This is a genomic window from Chryseobacterium sp. IT-36CA2 (assembly GCF_949767875.1).
Lineage (GTDB): Bacteria > Bacteroidota > Bacteroidia > Flavobacteriales > Weeksellaceae > Chryseobacterium.
Genome location: NZ_CATKPG010000011.1, coordinates 370,561 through 388,660 on the forward strand (window position 1 = coordinate 370,561; position 18,100 = coordinate 388,660).

The 18,100-nt window shown below is 36.5% G+C and carries 10 protein-coding genes; 5 read left to right on the top strand and 5 right to left on the bottom strand.

The window, feature by feature from the left end:
• The 4 genes from ACM6F9_RS02550 to ccoN all read right to left on the bottom strand — a co-directional run bounded on the left by ACM6F9_RS02550 (position 1) and on the right by ccoN (position 10,837).
• A complete protein-coding gene (locus ACM6F9_RS02550) occupies positions 1-2,328 on the bottom strand; it encodes a BamA/TamA family outer membrane protein (protein WP_414844270.1) in 2,328 nt (775 codons plus the stop codon).
• The gene (locus tag ACM6F9_RS02555) at positions 2,328-7,361 is read right to left on the bottom strand and encodes a translocation/assembly module TamB domain-containing protein (protein WP_414844271.1); all 5,034 of its coding nucleotides are present in this window, start codon (positions 7,359-7,361) and stop codon (positions 2,328-2,330) included. The genes ACM6F9_RS02550 and ACM6F9_RS02555 overlap by 1 nt, the downstream gene beginning before the upstream one ends.
• 289 nt (positions 7,362-7,650) lie before the next feature.
• Complete coding sequence (locus ACM6F9_RS02560) at positions 7,651-8,538, bottom strand: cbb3-type cytochrome c oxidase N-terminal domain-containing protein (RefSeq protein WP_414844272.1); 888 nt, start codon at positions 8,536-8,538, stop codon at positions 7,651-7,653.
• 19 nt (positions 8,539-8,557) lie between these two features.
• Positions 8,558-10,837, bottom strand: coding sequence for a cytochrome-c oxidase, cbb3-type subunit I (gene ccoN / locus ACM6F9_RS02565; protein ID WP_414844273.1), 2,280 nt, complete (start codon positions 10,835-10,837; stop codon positions 8,558-8,560).
• 183 nt (positions 10,838-11,020) lie between these two features.
• Between ccoN and ACM6F9_RS02570 the strand changes: the two genes are divergently transcribed.
• The 5 genes from ACM6F9_RS02570 (at position 11,021) to ACM6F9_RS02590 (ending at position 15,875) form a co-directional block, all read left to right on the top strand.
• Positions 11,021-11,314: a helix-turn-helix domain-containing protein gene (locus tag ACM6F9_RS02570; protein ID WP_414844274.1), complete on the top strand. Its 294-nt coding sequence runs from the start codon at positions 11,021-11,023 to the stop codon at positions 11,312-11,314.
• A gap of 312 nt (positions 11,315-11,626) precedes the next feature.
• Entirely contained in the window at positions 11,627-13,045 is a 1,419-nt protein-coding gene (locus ACM6F9_RS02575) for an amino acid permease (RefSeq protein ID WP_414844275.1), read from the top strand.
• Between the two features lie 237 nt (positions 13,046-13,282).
• On the top strand, positions 13,283-13,894 hold the full coding sequence (locus tag ACM6F9_RS02580; protein ID WP_414844276.1) for a hypothetical protein: 612 nt from the start codon (positions 13,283-13,285) through the stop codon (positions 13,892-13,894).
• A 4-nt stretch (positions 13,895-13,898) separates the two neighbouring features.
• Entirely contained in the window at positions 13,899-15,005 is a 1,107-nt protein-coding gene (locus ACM6F9_RS02585) for an agmatine deiminase family protein (protein WP_414844277.1), read from the top strand.
• Between the two features lie 237 nt (positions 15,006-15,242).
• Positions 15,243-15,875 (top strand): HdeD family acid-resistance protein, encoded by a 633-nt coding sequence (locus tag ACM6F9_RS02590; RefSeq protein WP_105702794.1) that lies wholly within the window; start codon positions 15,243-15,245, stop codon positions 15,873-15,875.
• Between the two features lie 580 nt (positions 15,876-16,455).
• Here ACM6F9_RS02590 and ACM6F9_RS02595 read toward each other — a convergent pair.
• Positions 16,456-18,036, bottom strand: coding sequence for a hypothetical protein (locus tag ACM6F9_RS02595; RefSeq protein ID WP_414844278.1), 1,581 nt, complete (start codon positions 18,034-18,036; stop codon positions 16,456-16,458).
• Positions 18,037-18,100 lie beyond the last annotated feature (64 nt).

An 18,100-nucleotide genomic window follows, 5' to 3' on the forward strand; every position in this document is an offset into this window, starting at 1 on the left:
TTAAAATGGATATCCGATGGCAATATTTAAAACAAGATTATCTTTTCTCCAGCTTGAGTCTCCGAAATTGATTTTATCGAAAGCCCATCTGTCTCCTTTCTGATAGTAAGGAACCCTCAGTGGCATCGCAAGATCCAGTCTCAGAATCAGGATAGAAAAATCCAGTCTCAGACCTACTCCGGCTCCCACCGCAATTTCATTTAAAAAGTCTTTTGAAAACTTAGCGCCCGGTCTGTCTTTGTCGTCGTGAAGCAGCCAGATATTTCCAGCATCTACAAAAACGGCAGCATTTAAAAATTTATAAAGATTGGCGCGGTATTCCGCATTCAATTCCAGTTTGATATCTCCGGATTGGTCAAAATAAGTACCAGGCTCCAGAGTTCTTGGATCAAAACTTCCCGGGCCTAATGTTCTCGCACGGAATGCTCTGATACTGTTACTACCTCCTGAGAAAAACTGCTTGGAGAAAGGTATAAATTCTGAGTTTCCATATGGATAGGCAATTCCTCCGATAAATCTCGTAGCCAGTGAAGATTTTTCAGTGAACTTATGATAGAATCTGAAATCGTTTTCAATCTTTACATACTGGCTGAAAGGAATACCAAATATTTTCTTTTCCTTATCTTTTTTTACATCGGCTCCTGTTGCCAGTCCTGTTATATTTCCTGCAAGATCAAGCGTTCCTTTATAATAAACCGTATTGGTTCTCGGCAGCATGGTGTTGGTGTACGTGAAAGAATAGGTAGGTCCGAAAATAAGCTGTCTATCTACAATTCGTTTCATAGCAGGATTTTTTTCAGATATTCTCATGTATTCATCAGTAACATTTGCAGGAGAAACTAGTGTAATGTCAATCACCTTCAGTTCATGCTCTTTTCTGGCATTTTCTTTCCACAGATACCCGAATGATCCGGTGAAGTTATTTAAAGTATAATATTTTGTTCTGTTTTGGAATTCATATCCCAATGTGATATTCGTTCTCGGAACAAATTCACTGGAAGAATGAAAACGGAAAGGCGCTACAATTCTTGGGATGGAAAGCTGTGCATTCGCTCCTGCACGGAAAATATTATTGGCATCCTGCGCACCTCCCATCTGGAAATCAAAAGCTCCGAAGATCGCTGCTTTGAATTGCTCTGCCCCTCTGAAGAAATTTCGGTGGGTCCAGTTCAGGTTGAGCTCACTCCCTGCATAGTTCGCGGAGTTTGTTCTTCCTAAAGCTTCCAGGCGAAGTGACTGGATTTGTCTTGGAGTCAATAAATAATACGCATCAAATTTATGACTTAATGAATCTGAAACCACAAATTCATTTTTTACAAATTTGAAAACGCCCAAACTGATCAAACGGTTCAAAGTAAGATTATGATTGGAACGGTTGTAAAGATCTCCTTTTTTGAAGTATAAAGCTCTGTCAAAAATTTTCGGTTTAAATTTATGCTGAGGATCAATAACATAAATATCATCAAAAGCATATTTGGAAAGAGAATCTTTATTCATCGGAATGCTATATTTTCCGTCTTTTACATCCTGAATGTTGTAATTGGGAAATACAATAACATTATTAATGCTGAATTGCTGTGTTGCTAAATCAGGCGTATTATCTTTCAGTTTTACGTTAAGTTCTACCTTATGATTTTTGCTTACCGTACTGTCTGCCTGAACGATAATATTATCAGGATGGAAGTAATAAAAACCTCTTTCCTTTAAACCATTATCAATTCTTTCTCTTTCTGCTTTGATGACATCCAGATCAAAAGGTTTTCCGTTTTTAAGAAACGTTCTTTTTGTTAAACCCTGGATTTCCTGATTCACCAATGTAGAATCCTTCTGGAATTTTACACCGTCAATCAGATATCTTGAACCCGGTCTTAGCGTATAAATTACCTGAGCCTTTTTGTTCTTGGAAACTGTATCATAAGAAGCTTTAGCATTGAAATAGCCTTTGTTTTCAGAATAATTAACAATGATATCTTTATTGAACTCCCGATCTACATCACCTAATAAGACAGGCTTTTCACCTACTTTATATTTAAGCCAGTAATTAAAACCTTTATCTTTTTTCGGTTCTTTGGCTATATTATAAAAATACAGCTTGGGACGCATTCCCAAAAATGTAGAATTGGGTTTAGGAGTGAGATTTTCTTCCAGTGCAGCCTGAAGATCTTTTTTTTCTTTTTTGGAAATCGTATCGTTTTCAATCTTTACTTTGGCTCCTGTGTACAGCATTTGCCCTTCTTTCAAAAACCTTGTGTTGCTGCACGAGACTACTGTGGATGCCATCCCGGAAACCAACAGATACTTACAATATATATGGAACTTATTACTCATTATTTAAATTCTACCACTTGGTTATTTTGATTTTTTTTCGGCTTTTTTTCTTTAGATTTCTGGAAGATCTCACGGAATTTGTCATAATCCAATGTAATGATGAATCCAACTCCGGTCTCTATGATCTGCCCCTGAAGAGCCACCTGATATTCATCCTTACGATATGCACGAAGCATATATCTTCCATCTTTGGAAAGGCTGTAATCTACAGAAACATTCCCTGCAATATTGGTCATATTTTCATTCTGGCGGGCCTGGCCTTCCAATCCGAAGTTACTTCCTACTGTTACTTTCAGACGATCATTCAGTAGTTTTTTACTGATGTCTACATTCAGATCCGTTCTGGTATTTTTTTGTCCGCTGGAATAGTCTTCAGAAGAATCAAGACCGAAATTAAGATCTACCCCTTTAATCAATCCTGCAGCAAGATTATTCAGTTGTTGTGAAAGTATTTTACTCACACTCTGTCTTGCCATTGTTTCAGCGGACATTCCGGCTCCACTTTCAAATGGATTTTCTCCAATGAAACGATTCAGAAGCAATAACGCAAATACCTGTTTGTTCATTTCAGATTCCTGAGTTCTGAGCTGAGCCAGTTTCTGATCTACAACATCTTTTACATTCGTAGAGATAGAATTGTTCTTTTCTTCCGTAGTAATGTCAAACGTAAGCTGAGGTTTCAGAAGTTCCCCTTTCATTTTCAATAAAGCATTGAATGGGATTCTCTGTTTAAACTGGTTGATGAGTGAAGCTCCACCATTTTCCGTACCTACCTGCTGTTCTACAAGATCTATAGGTGCTGCTTCGGTTTTGTAAACCGCCGTAATATCCATTTGAGCCATTGTAGGTTCACCCGTCCATGTGATCGTGCTGCCTTTCTGAATATCAAACTTACGCTTAAGCAAGCTCACAGAAAGATCATAACTTCCTTTTTCCACTTCATAAACGCCTACCAATGTCATTTTTCCGGAAGGATCAATTCCACCAGTCAGTTCAGCTTCTCCCTGAAGTTTTACAAAATCACCGTTTACTTTATCAATAATAATAGAGAGCTTAGCTTCTTTGCTGACCTCAATATTGACACTTACATCCATCCCTTTGATACGGCTTTTGGAATCGAGAGAATCTGCTTTGATGGTTTTATTTAAAACAACCTGATCCTGGTCTACAAATTCTACAATTCCATCTCTTTCCTGTAAAGATGGGGAAGATTGAGGAAGTACAAATGTGAAATCTGTGTTGTCTGCTACTTTCAGTTTTCCGTCCACTTTTGGGAGATCCAGGTTTCCGCGAATATGAAGTCCGGCATCAATAGCCAGAATCCCGTACATCATCGCATCATTTGACTTTTCTGAATTAACAACTTTAAAGTCCTTGGCATTTACATTTAGGTTAAAGGCGAAATCTCTGTACGTTTGGGTAAGAACCTGTCCATCTACGACTAGAGCATTTCCGTCTTTGTCTTTGATTTTGAATTTATCAAACTCAATTCCACGGCTGGTAAAATCTATTTCATCACTCAGATGTCGGAAATCACTTCCTGTTTTTGCTATTTCCAGCCCGGCATCATTGAATTTTACTTTTCCTAAAATATTAGGCCTGTCAGCAGTTCCTGTGATTTTTAAATTTCCTGAAAGATATCCTTCCGTATTGGTAATGGCATTCATGGAAAATCCTTGAATACTCTTCATCTGAAGCTGGTTGATGGCCATATTCAGATCAAAAGTACTGGAAGAAGTATTATAATCACCAAGGATTTTTACATCATTATTATTTCCGGAAAGTGCGATATCTGCATTTAAAATATTCGGTGAAGCATTGTTCACTTTTACAGCAAGATTTCCAACAGGACTTCCATACACAATTAAGTCTGAAATATTCAGATCAGAATTGAAAGTCATTTTCTTTGTCACATCCCGAAGCTGTGCTGTTCCGTTGATGGTTCCTCTTGCCAGAACGGTATCTTTTTTGATAAGTTCCGTAATGGTTTCAATTTTGAAATCTTTCAACGAAATGTTCAAAGGACTACTTGGGTTATTGCTTTCAGACTGAACTGCAATTTGGCTGTTTCCATTGGACAAAATAAAGTTATCCGCCAGAATTCCTTTGCTGCTGATCTGGATTTTGTTGTTTTCAGCAACATTCCAGTCTGTATAATTAAGCTTTAATCCGTTCGGATTTAAAGATATTTCGGTAATATCGTTCAGTGATTTTGCATTTCCTGCAATCAGGAATTGGGTAGCATCTTTCTCGTCTTTTGTCGTGACATTGTATCGGATGGTATTGTCTGCAACATCTCCATCAATACTGATTTTGTTTAAAGAAAAACTTGAACTTTTTAAAGCAGCAACATTCAGGTTGTACTGCAATGCCTGATTTTCATTGGTAACTTTTAAAGTTCCTTTTTCAATGGTATTTTCACCATATAATAATCGTGGAATCTGTCCGTCAATCTCAATTTTCTGAGAATCTGCATCATAATTTCCGACAAGATTGATGGTTTCAAAATCTTTCAGATCCGGAACAAATTTTCTGATCAGATCATCATTTTTAATTTTCGCAGTAAAGGTAAAATGCTGTCCCGGATCAATTTTCTGTTTGTTATCCGGTTTCTGGAACTGGTAATATTGATTCACTGTTTTTGTTAAAGCACCAAAAATCTGAGTCAGTTTATATTTACCTTTCAGTTCTACATCTGCTACCTGAGAATTGAAAATAATTTGTGTAGAATCCTTTGTGGATGAAGCTTTCAGATTGACTTCCTGTACAGGATAGACTTCTTTAGTATCAGAGAAAGCGAAATCTTTAAGGTTTAAATAGCCATTCAAATTATTCGGGTCTAAACTGGTGAAATCTCCATCAATTTTTCCGGCGATAATCATTGGCTTTTCATAGAAACCAAGCTTGTTGACATCCAGTTTGATGACTTCTCCATTCACTTTTACCGTAGGATTTTTTTCATCATATACTCCAGAAGCGGTCAGTTGTAAACTGGCATTTGGGTCTTTTGAATCCAAAATCACATGGTAGGCTCCTTTGTTAATTTTTCCGGTAAGGTTCATGTTTTGATAACGATATCCTTTGTAAACTGCGGAAGCAACATGACCTTTTAAGTCTGCATTGGCATTTTTAAAATCAAAGCTTTCTCCTTTTGCAGCTATTTGTGCAGTGATGGGACCAATATCTTTATTCTGAATAATTTTTCCTACCTGTATCCCTTGTAAATTTGCTTTCACATCATACAATTCATGATTTTTTCTGCGCATGTCTACCTGTGCGATGATGGCGGCATTCCCTAAAGTAGAGTAGAGGTTAAGATCTGTATTCACTACCTTGGTTGTTCCTTTTGCATTTCCTTTAATACTGAAATGGGAAGGAAGAGAAATATTGGAAGGGATTGTATTTTTAGGAACAAGATTGAATATGGTTTTGGCACTGGAAGAAAATTCCCCGATTCTCAGATCATAATACAATTGATCCGGATTCATCGCATTTTTGATTTTTCCGGAAGCCATTACCCTCAACTGATCCAGCCCGGAAACTTTAAGATCCTGAATTAAAAGATCATTCACGCTTCCTTTTACATTTGCATTGACATTAAGAATAGCGTTCGGGTATTTGTTGAACGGAACGGTATTTTTTAAAGATGGAACCAGATTCAGAATATCAGAGAACCCTATTTTTGAATCTTTGATGTTGGCTGAGATTTTTACAGCACCTAAGTTTGAACTGAGCTGATCTATGGAGTTATAGTTTAAAATAACCTCATCACGCAATATCGTTTTCGGCGTTTGAAGATAAAGATCTTTCAGATAAGCTTCCTTTTCTGCATACACGAAATCCGTATTGAATTTCTGAATATCCAATCCTCTTCCTTCTTTAATTTCTGCTGTGTTCACTGTTCCTGCAAAAGTATTATTCTCCATTTTGAAACTTCTTACTTCCACATTCATTTTTGAAAAATTAAGGTGATTGAAGTCTATTCCCTGTTTTGTCGGAGCGATGGCTGTATTGTTATAATTAACTTTTACATCGTTCAAAACAAGTTTTCCTAAGAGCAATTTCATGGCCTTATCCTGATCGGAAGCTTTGGAAACTTCAGGTTCTTTTGTTGTTTTTGGATTGGCATTCTGGGCAGGAAGATAAAGATTAGCATTAATATCTGCCCCGGAAAGAAATACATTCGCTACATTGAAAGCATTGTTTTCCAGATCCAGTTTATTAACCTTTGTGCTCAGCTCTTTGAAGATAACTTTTGCAAATGTTTTGGTATTGTCATCACCGTAATCAATATCGAAATGAGTAAGCTTGATTCCTCTCAGTCCAATATTCATCGGTTTTTTTTCGTTGAGAGAGTCTACTTTTTTCTCCACCTTTTTAGCCACTTCTTCTACAAGTCCTTGCTTTAACTTTAATTTTAATCCGTCAAGATTGATATCATTAACCGCATAATTATTTTTGCTGAGATCAAAAGTTTTTACTCTGGTATCGAAAGACTTAAAGTAGAGTTGAATATCATTCTTCGACTGTTGGTCATTAAACGTTACCCCAACATCTTTTAAATTGATTTTATCAAGAGAAATAATAAATGGCTTGGAAGGACTTTCTTCCCTATCCGTGGAAGCAAAAGCATCCATGATATAATCAAAATTGAATTTGCCATCCGGTTTTCGTACTACATTAGCACGCGCTCCTTCCATATTGACAGAAGTAATATCTGCTGTAGAATTAAGCAGCTTCAGCATGTGCAGTCCTACATCAAGCTTTTTAACGGCTAGAAGAGTGTCTACATCCTGTCCTTTGAGGTAAAGATTTTCCATGACAAGGCTGTTAGGAAATCCAATATAAACTCTTTCAAGGCTTACAGGAGTTTTAATTTTCTTTTCCAGATAAACAATAAGCTTGTCTTTGATGAAGTTTTGAACGGCGGGAAGCCTTAAGCTTAGGATCAACAGGGTAAGAAGAACCAATATCGAAATAAAGGTTATTGCAATACGCCTTAAGAGTTTTGTGATGTTGATTTTCAGTTTCAAATGCGAGGTGGTTTCTAACAAAGATAATAATACTATTTTACTTGGTCTTTGTTGTGGTACCCTTTTGCGAATGCAAAAATCCTGCCTTGGCTGTCTTTTTATGGAATTTCTAGTTTGTAGTTGTCAAGTGAATAGTTGAGTAAGACAGCCAAAGTAAGGATTGTTATTTGTAAAAAACGCCCCCTTTTATCATTTTTTAATGTTGAAAAGGTAGTTAGCAAAAATGAAATTCAAATGTTAGTAGTTGTGAAGGGGGCGTGGCATGGTTTATATGATAGATAATAATAATTTAGTTGTTTCCGTTTTCCCATTTCACTTCTTCTCCCTGAGGAGCGGCACCGCCTTGTGCCGTAGTGATAGGAGCTGTTTCCTGATTGATGTGATAAATGTAAGCGGCAATTTTTTCAGCATCTCTTCCGGTAATGGTTCCTTCTTTGATGAAAGGTCTCATGGTTGGATTGTTTGGAGAGCCATTTTCAAGCATCCAGAATACATTTTTAAATAAACTTTTTTCTTTTATATTGATCCAGTGGGTGTCGGTAAGGTTAGGACCTATTCCTCCTTTTCCGCCATCACCATGGCAGGTTACACAATTTGTTTTAAACAATTCCTGTCCTTCTGTGATATTATCTGCACTGTATTTTGCAGATTCCAGATTGATCTGAGGTGCTGTTTTCTCATATTCCGCGATAGATGCTAACATCGTTTTTGTTTCTTTGGTATATTCTGCTTCCGGATGGGCATAATCTGTGAAAGAAAAGGCAAACAGATACACGGCACAGAAGATACATCCGAACCAGAAAAGACCGATCCACCATTTCGGAAGAGAATTGTCAAGCTCTGTAATTCCATCAAAACCATGGTCAATAAGAATATCTTTTTCTTCCGTAGCGGTTTGTTTTTTGAAGGCAGAATTCCATAATTTCTGGTAATACGGAACTTTTTTCTCTTCCAGATATTGTTTTTTTTCTTCCTCGGATAATTTGCTGAAGCTTTGATTTTCTACCAGATCTCCAATAGAATTCATGATCAGCAGCAGAATCGTGGCGATTAATATCAGCGCCCAAAAAAAAGGAGAAGAAAAATATCCTGAATCACTGGCGAACATTTCAAAGGCCATGATCGTTAAACCTATCGTTGCTGCGATATATATTGAAATGGGGGTTCTCGTTTTCATTGCAGTTTAATTTTAAATGTTACTCTACGCTTGCGGTTTGTACCTGCGTTGTTTTAATGTCTGTACCTAATCTTTGCAGGTAAGCAATCATCGCTACAATTTCTCTCTGTTCAAGCGGTATATAAGCAGATCCTTTGGCTGCTTTTTCTTTTACCATCTGATCTTTTACATCCGTTGCTTCAGAGTAAATTCTCTGTACAATTGCTTTTGACTGATTATCTGCCCATTGGTTGGCAGAATCTATCTGAGCCTTTGTATAAGGAACATCGAAGGCATTTTTCATCAGTTTCATTTTATCCACCATTTGAGTTTTGTCCAGTTTATTGGTGATTAACCATGGGAAACGTGGCATGATAGAACCGGCAGACGTAATTCTTGGGTTGTACATATGTTTGAAGTGCCATGAATCCGGGTTTCTTCCTCCTTCTCTATGTAAATCAGGTCCTGTTCTCTTAGATCCCCATAAGAAAGGTCTGTCGTAAACAAATTCTCCCGCTTTGGAATACTGTCCGTTTTTCCCTTCAAATCTTACCACCTCATCACGGAAAGGTCTGATCATCTGAGAGTGGCAGGAGTTACAGCCTTCACGGATATATAAGTCTCTTCCTTCAAGTTCCAATGGTGTATAAGGTTTTACTGCGGTAATTGTAGGAACACTTTGCTTCAGGGACAGCGTAGGAACTATTTCTACCAATCCACCAATTGCTATGGTAATGAAAGCTAATACAGAAAGGAGAGTAGGTGTTCTTTCTAACCAAAGGTGTACGCCTTCACCTTCTTTTCTTATAGTCCCGATATTGGCTAAAGCAGGAGCTTCCGCAGGAACGTTTTTCTGGAATGAACCGACTTTAATCGTTTTGATAACGTTGATTACCATTAAAATCGCTCCTGATAAATAAAGTACTCCACCTAAGAATCTCATTTTAAAGTATGGAATAATTGCAGTTACCGTATCCAGCCAGTTTTTCCATAATAAAGTTCCGTCCGGATTGAATTGTTTCCACATTAATCCCTGTGTAAATCCTGAAATATACATAGGAACGGCATAAAAGATAATTCCTAATGTTCCCAGCCAGAAGTGCCAGTTGGCAAGCTTTTTAGACCAAAGGGATGTTCTCCACATGATCGGTACCAGATAATATACCACTCCGAATGCCATGAAACCATTCCATCCAAGAGCCCCTAAATGTACGTGGCCAATCACCCAGTCGGTATAGTGACCAATTTTATTTAATGATTTTGTTGCTAATAAAGGTCCTTCGAAAGTAGCCATACCATAGCATGTAACCGCTACTACAAAGAATTTAAGGATCGGATTTTCTCTTACTTTATCCCATGCTCCTCTTAACGTAAGAAGGCCATTCAGCATTCCTCCCCATGAAGGTGCAATCAACATGATAGAGAATCCTGTTCCTACTGCCTGTGCCCATGCCGGCAAAGCTGTATACTGCAGGTGGTGAGGGCCGGCCCAAAGGTATACAAAGATCAGCGACCAGAAGTGAATAATGGATAGTTTGTATGAGAATACCGGTCGCTGAGCTGCTTTAGGCATAAAATAATACATCAGACCTAATACTGGAGTAGTTAATACGAATGCTACCGCATTGTGTCCATACCACCATTGTACTAATGCATCTTTTACCCCTGCATATACAGAATAGGATTTCCAGCTTGTGAAAGATAACGGAACCTCCAGGTTATTGAAGATGTGAAGCATGGCTACTGCAATCCAGGTGGCTATATAGAACCAGATGGCTACGTATAAATGTCTCACTCTTCTTTTGGCAATCGTTCCGAACATATTGATTCCGAAAATGATCCATGAGAATGTAATTAAGATGTCAATAGGCCATTCATGTTCGGCATATTCTTTTGAAGTATTGATTCCCATAAGGAATGTGATTACTACACTTACAATCATAAGCTGCCATGACCAGAAGTGAATCCATGAAAGGGTATCGCTGTATAATCTGGTTTTAAGAAGCCTTTGCATACTATAGTAAGCACCACAGAAAAAGGAGTTACATACGAAAGCAAAAATAACAGCACTTGTATGAAGCATTCTGATTCTTCCAAAGCCCATGGCTCCCTGAGTATTGATCAGCCCCTGAATATTACCCGAAGCTAAGCTTTTAATAGTCGTATCATCCGTACCGAATAAAAATTCAGGCAGTTCAGGATAAAAAAGCATCAATGCAGCTGTAAGCCCCAGCAGAAATCCTACAAGTCCGAATGCGATAGTCGCATAGAGGAATGCTCTGACAATATTATTGTCATAATTAAATTTTTGCGTCTCCATAAATTCCAATAGTGTTTACCGAAGTGATATTTTCTCTGAAAAAGACATATTTTTAAGTCTTTTCTATGTTGAAAATAAATATCATGTAACGTGTATAATGTTTTGCCAAAGGTATTTATTAACTTTGTTGGAGGCTAATAGCTAATCTTCTAAAATATACCGAAAACTACTAAAACAAAAACGATGAAAGTATGTGGACAAAATATCAGGAAAATACGTAGGAGCAGAGATCTTACACAGGAATACATGGCGTTTGAAATGGGAATTTCCCAAAAAGCATATTCCGATATTGAGAATTCCAAGGTGAAGATCAACCTGGAGATACTAACTAAAATATCTGATATTTTAGACATCAAACCATCTGATATCTGTAGTATTTCGCATAAATGTGGAAATGATGAATATGAAGATAAATATCAAAGTCTTTTGGAATACATGAAAAAGAATGATATCTCTGTTCCCAAAGAATTTCTATAAATTTTTGCTTCCCTCTTTTACATTCAATTTAAATAATTATAAAAAATGATCTCCTTCAATAACTGAAGGAGATCATTTTTTGAAATAGGCTTATTATGAATGGTAAATAATTTCATATTAAAATTTTAAAATCCAATCTTTATTTCACCTATCAAGGTTGTTTTTGTAATGACATTTTAAACTTTATCAGGAATAGAGTAAAAAGAAAAGAGGGCTTATGTTCTGGGATGAGGTGGAATTCTCAATTTACCCCATGGAATGTGAATTTCTCTGAAAAGTTTTTATATATTTAGCGACCGAATAATTCATTCAATGAGCAACGAAAATAAAACAGGACAAAACGAGACTTTAGTTAGAGGATTAACAAACCGACATATACAATTAATTGCCCTTGGAGGTGCCATAGGAACAGGATTATTTCTGGGAATTGGACCCGCCGCAGTATTGGCAGGACCATCCGTAATCTTAGGCTATGCTTTGGCAGGAATTATTGCCTTTTTTATTATGCGTCAGCTGGGTGAAATGGTAGTTCAGGAACCCGTTTCGGGAAGTTTTAGCTACTTTGCCTACAAATATTGGGGGAATTTCCCTGGATTTGCTTCCGGATGGAACTACTGGATTCTCTATATTCTGGTAAGTATGGCGGAGCTTACAGCAATTGGACATTATATTCACTTCTGGTGGCCGGATATTCCACTCTGGGTTTCCAGTTTATTCTTTTTTATAGTCATTAACGCACTTAACCTTGCTTCAGTAAAAGTGTACGGAGAAACAGAATTCTGGTTTTCCATCATCAAAGTAGTGGCTATTATTGCAATGATTATTTTCGGAGTATATCTATTAATTAGCGGTACAGGAGGAGAAAAAGCAACCATCACCAATCTATGGAATGATGGAGGATTCTTTCCAAAAGGATTATTTAATAAAACAGAAAACGGATATTCGGGGTTATTTGCAGCCATGGCGATGATTATGTTTTCATTTGGTGGGCTTGAACTTATTGGAATTACTGCTGCAGAAGCAAAAAATCCGGAAAAAACAATTCCACAGGCTACCAATCAGGTAATCTATAGAATTCTTATTTTCTACGTAGGAGCTTTGGTGATTTTATTTGCTTTAAGTCCTTGGAGAGATATTACAGAAGGATCCAGTCCGTTTGTAATGGTATTTCAAAATCTGAATGGTCTTGAATTCAGCCTTTTTGGTAAAGTGATTCAGTTCAATACATTAATTGCTAATGTTCTTAACCTGATTGTTTTAACAGCTGCTTTGTCGGTTTACAACAGTAGTGTTTACAGTAACAGCAGAATGCTTTTCGGATTGGCTCAGCAGGGAAATGCTCCAAAATTCCTTAAAAAACTGAATAAAAACTCAGTTCCTACCAATGCAATCATTATTTCTTCATGTTTTGCAGGAATCTGTATTATCATCAATAAATTAGTACCGGAAAAAGCCTTCGAATACTTAATGGCTTTGGTTGTATCTACGTTGATCATCAACTGGTTAATGATATGCTACACCCATTTGAAGTTTAAAAAATCGATCAATGCAGATGGAATTCAATCAAAATTTCCTTCTATATTTTACCCAATATCCAATTATATCTGTATTGCGTTTTTGGTTTTGATTTTAGGGCTGATGAGTATTACTGGGATGGAAATTCAGGTAATTCTGATTCCAATATGGATAGGCTTTTTGTTCGTGATGTACAAATTATACAAACCGAAGTAAAAATATAAAACAGATCCAAACATGTTTTAAAAAGGTGAAAATCAATTGATTTTCACCTTTTTTGTTTTTATTTTCAGTAAATTAGGATAGAAAATATGATCACCTGTATTTATTTTCCGCTGTATGAAAAGAATGTCAATTTAGGACAAGATTTGCTTTTTTGAGAGCTGTAATTTTGCACCTGTAAATCATCACAATGATGAATTTGCATTGTAAAACTTCAAAAAAACAAATAGAATGAAAAATATATTTCTGCTCATCTTATTACTTCCTTTTTGTGCCCAATCACAAATTTCTGTGCAGGCATACGGCGGAAATAAAGAGACTGAACTTCTGGGAATTTATAATAAAGATTTCAGTAGAAAATGGAATTATTTCGCTTCAGGAACTATCAGTTATGATTATGCTTCAAAAAAAGTAACTCCCGAACTCTATCAGAACATTAATTATGGAATTATAAAGAACCTTGGTGTTTCTGCAGGAGTTCATATTTCAGAAAAAGATATCATGCCGTCTGTAGGAGTAGCGTATGGAAAAGAAAATGATGTTTTTGCTATCAACGTATTTCCTGCATTTACTTATTCTACTGATGCGAAAGAATTTGGTTTAGGGCTTTATACTTTATTGGAATATACTCCAAAAATCAACGAACCGTTTAATCTTTACAGTATGTTGATCGTAGAATCTGATTTCAGCTTTAAAGAACATCAGTCCAGCAGTCAGGTTATCCGTTTAGGATTAGAAAATAAGAAAAAAATGCAGTTCGGAATTGGAAGTAATATTTCCCAGACTGGAAGTAGCTTTGATACCGACGTTAATTTCGGTGTATTTATAGGAAAGAAATTTTAATGATATGAAAAAATTATTCACACTCACTTTAGCATTGAGCTTTATACTAAGTATGGCACAGACAGATTATAATTTCCCGGAAGAATCTTCAAAACATGAAGGTACGTGGCTACAATGGCCTCATCACTATCAGCATGGAATAACCTACCGTAAGAGAGTAGAACAGACATGGGTAGACATGACGAAAGCCCTTCAGGCTGGCGAGAAAGTTCACATTATTGCTTATAATAATGAAGAAAAAAACAGAATTATCAATCTTTTGGAGGAAAACAAAGTTTCCATGAAGAATGTTGATTTTAAAGTGTATCCTACAGATGATGTATGGATCAGAGATAACGGACCTATTTTCGTAAAAGATAAGAAAGGAAATGTTCTCATAGAAGATTGGGGATTCAACGGATGGGGTGAGAAATTTGATTTTGAAAACTGTGATAAAATTCCACAAAAGATAGGTGCAGATCTTGGTATAAAAGTCATCAATCTGAATGAAGAAATGGTGAACGAAGGAGGTTCTGTAGAAACGGATGGAAATGGTGTTTTAATGGCTTGTAAAAGCTCAGTAATCAGTCAGAAAAAAGGAGCTACCAGAAATAAAGATATCACTCAGGCAGAAGCTGAGGAAATGTTTGAAACCTATTATGGCGTTTCTAAAGTAATTTGGCTGGACGGAGTAACTGGATTGGACGTTACCGATATGCATATCGACGGTTTTATGAAATTTATTAATCATAATACCATGCTTATTATGAAAGAAGATGATCTCCTTGATCTTGGTCTTTCCGAAAAAGATGTCAATACACTTTATACTGCAACCAATGTCAATGGAAAAGAATATAAGAAAGTCTATGTACCGGCTACCAAAAATAAAGTGAAAACAGCCTACGGAAAGCAACTGGATGAAAAAGGCTCTTATGTTAATTATTATGTGGCCAATACTGTAGTGCTTGTTCCAAACTATGGAGATCCAAATGATGCAATTGCCAATAAGATTATTCAGGATCAGTATCCGGATAGAAAAGTAATAGGAATAGACGTAAGAAACCTATATGAAAACGGAGGAATGGTACATTGTGTAACCCAGCAGCAGCCTGCCGGAAATCCAGCAAGATAAATTCAAAGAATTAAATGATAATTATTGTGCATCAGGTGAAATCAGTTGAAAAATTGGCTTCATCTGATGCTTTTTTATGAAAACAATTCACGAAATGTGGCACTTTCTTCGGTTATTTTCCGTATATTAGTAAGAGGTTATATTTCAAATTCAGGTGAAAATTATAATCTGTTTGAAGTACCTGCGGATAAGCCGAAAACCATTACAAAAAAGTAGGCAGGACCAAAAAAGACACCTATGGCCAATTTATTTCAAACGCTTACCAACACTGTAAAACACTGGTACATCCCATTAATCTTCGGAATTATTTTCCTTATCTGTGGTTTCTATGTATTCAGTGTGCCTCTTGCAACGTATGTTACACTTTCTATCTTTTTCAGTGTTTCATTCTTATTTTCAGGAATTACCGAAATATTCTTTTCCTTACAAAATAGTAAGTCTCTACAGGGTTGGGGCTGGTTTCTGGTAAGTGGATTATTAACAACTGCAATAGGAGTATATCTTATTGCAAATCCTCAGATTTCAATGACGGTACTTCCGTTCGTGATTGGATTTACTTTACTGTTCCGCTCTTTTCAATTACTGGGCTTCGCATTTGATTTGAAGAGCATGAGAATAATGAGTTGGGGAAATGTAGCCCTTGCCAGTGTAGGAGGAATTATCTTTTCCTTGCTGCTGATATTTAATCCGGTGTTTACAGGAATTTCATTAGTTACTCTTACCGGTGTTTCTTTCATTTTTATGGGAATAGCTTCCATTATGCTTGCTCTGGATTTAAGAAAAATAAAAAAGATTCCAGGAAAAGTAAGTCAGGAATTAAGAGACAGAATCAAATCTATACAGGAAGAGATTGATGATCTTAAAAAATAAAGAGTTATACATTTCTAAATAAACAAAGCCATCTTTCAAAAAGATGGCTTATATTTTAATGAGGCATAAATCTACTGATGTCATCTTTATCAAAATACTGAGTGTTTGTTCTCTCTGATTGTGGAATCTTATTATTGGGATCATATCTTAGGTAATCAGAATAGTCATTGATAATGTATTGCTTTGTAGGGGTATTTAAGAATTCACGCTGCTTTGCTTTTACATCATCGACATTTTTGCTTATGCTATTTTTTTGGTCAAAAGCATTTGCTGTACAACTGCTAACTAAAAATCCAATAAAGATTGGAATAATGATTTTTTTTCATTTTTTAATCTTTATATCTGCTAAAAGTGTACCAATATAAAATGAAGGTGAATTAAAGGATAGATCTTTTATGAACTTCTTATAGGACTAATTGGGTTTTTAAATCAAAAATGCGATTTTTTATTTGTTATAAAAGTATGTTCAGTATCTTATCAAAGTTTTAAAAAAAGATGGCTACTGCAAAGTAGCCATCTTATCTTTGTTTATAAGAAAAACCAGTAACAATTAAAGCTTGAAAGTATAAGCTTAATGTTTCTAATTTTTAATACAACGAACTATATTTCCTGATCCTCTACCAACATTATTAATTGCTTTAGCAGTTGCTGTAAAATTTGTGAGTGATCTTGTTGTACCTGTCACAGTGCTTGATGTAAAATTGAAAACTTGTCCGGCACTTACAATATTTGCTCCAGTATAGGGTACAAAACCTGCTGCTGGAAGTTTAAATACAGAAGTGAATGCATCATTTGTATTATTCATACTACCGATTTCAGCATTAATTTCAGCTTGTGTCGGAACCCTAAATCCTGAAGGACACGGATTGTTGGTTCCGGCAACTCCCTGCCAAAGATTATCATTCTGGGGGGAACGCCAATCACCATTGCCACCTGGATTGGTAATAAATAAGTTATTTCCTGGCACATCCGTAGAAGATAAAGTAGTTGTTGATGGTTTATTATCTGCTGATGTACTGCTTCTCCAAGTGACATTTCCATGTCCGTCAGAAAGTCTTCCCCATTGAATTAAACAGCCATAAGCAGCATGATCTGTACTAGATAAAGCCGGACGGCTTGCACCTAAATTTCTATCCATCCATACTCTTGTTGTTGCTGGTGAAGTTATCTCTACAACTTGAGTAACATCAGAAGGGCCGCACTTAGCTAAAATAGTGATAGGAATGGTGAAATTACAAGACTGCCCACCAAGATTTACAGTAAAGGTTGCATTGGCTGTTTCATTGTTGGTTATAACATCCGTTTGACCTGTAATTGTAAATGTTAAACCTCCGCTTCCATTGGTTATTGTGCCCGCAGGGATATTCATAGTAAGCCCCGTAGCTCCTGTGGAAGGAATACTTAATGCAGGATATTGGAAGGTTCCTGTAGCCGTATAATTAATTACTTTAGTAACACCAGAAGCAGCTACTTTGTCTTCAACTGTTCCTGTAAGTGCTCCTGTGGTACAATTCAATGAATTGATTGTTCCTGATTGCACCGTTACGGAATTTGTACAAGTTAATGAGAGTTTCTTCCAGGTACCAGTAAGGGTACCTGTACTTGTAGGTGTTCCTGTAAGATTATAGGTAATGAGAACTGACTGCCCAGGTATTAAAGTGCTGGAAGCAGGAGTTACTGTTGATACAGAAACACCACTCACTCCACTTAAAGTCAAATCACTAGCTTGAGAGGCTATCGTTACATTACTAAAAGAATTGTTTGTAAGAGTCACTGTAAATTTTGCACCACTTAAGGCAGCTCCATTTAAATAAGTACCTTCAAAACCATTTTGTGCACAATTGGCTTCAACTGAAGGGGTTGCAGGTGCATTTAGACATGGCCCCCAGCCTTCTGGTGATGTTCCTCCTGTTGCGTGCTGGCTGTATACTTTAACGCAGTCTGCAGTACTATCATACATGATTGTTCCAGGAACAACATTTCCTCCCTGAGGATTGATCATATTAGTTGGAGATGTATTTGCGGGTAAGACAAGTCCAAGATTATAGCTTGTTGTCTTGTTAATGTCCAATGCACCCCTAGGGGTTGTCGTCCCAATACCAACTTGACATGTAGCAATTAAAGGTATTGTGGAAAAAAGTAATAGAAATTTTTTTTTCATGTTTTAAATATTTATTATTAATCTAATTTCAGATGATATACTATATTTAAACTGTTTAAGCTTT

What these genes read in the sequence shown, in the direction of transcription:
- ACM6F9_RS02550 (WP_414844270.1), bottom strand. Translation starts at nt 2,328, where the DNA reads ATGAGTAATAAGTTCCATATATATTGTAAGTATCTGTTGGTTTCCGGG.
- ACM6F9_RS02560 (WP_414844272.1), bottom strand. Translation starts at nt 8,538, where the DNA reads ATGAAAACGAGAACCCCCATTTCAATATATATCGCAGCAACGATAGGT.
- ccoN (WP_414844273.1), bottom strand. Translation starts at nt 10,837, where the DNA reads ATGGAGACGCAAAAATTTAATTATGACAATAATATTGTCAGAGCATTC.
- ACM6F9_RS02570 (WP_414844274.1), top strand. Translation starts at nt 11,021, where the DNA reads ATGAAAGTATGTGGACAAAATATCAGGAAAATACGTAGGAGCAGAGAT.
- ACM6F9_RS02575 (WP_414844275.1), top strand. Translation starts at nt 11,627, where the DNA reads ATGAGCAACGAAAATAAAACAGGACAAAACGAGACTTTAGTTAGAGGA.
- ACM6F9_RS02580 (WP_414844276.1), top strand. Translation starts at nt 13,283, where the DNA reads ATGAAAAATATATTTCTGCTCATCTTATTACTTCCTTTTTGTGCCCAA.
- ACM6F9_RS02585 (WP_414844277.1), top strand. Translation starts at nt 13,899, where the DNA reads ATGAAAAAATTATTCACACTCACTTTAGCATTGAGCTTTATACTAAGT.
- ACM6F9_RS02590 (WP_105702794.1), top strand. Translation starts at nt 15,243, where the DNA reads ATGGCCAATTTATTTCAAACGCTTACCAACACTGTAAAACACTGGTAC.
- ACM6F9_RS02595 (WP_414844278.1), bottom strand. Translation starts at nt 18,036, where the DNA reads ATGAAAAAAAAATTTCTATTACTTTTTTCCACAATACCTTTAATTGCT.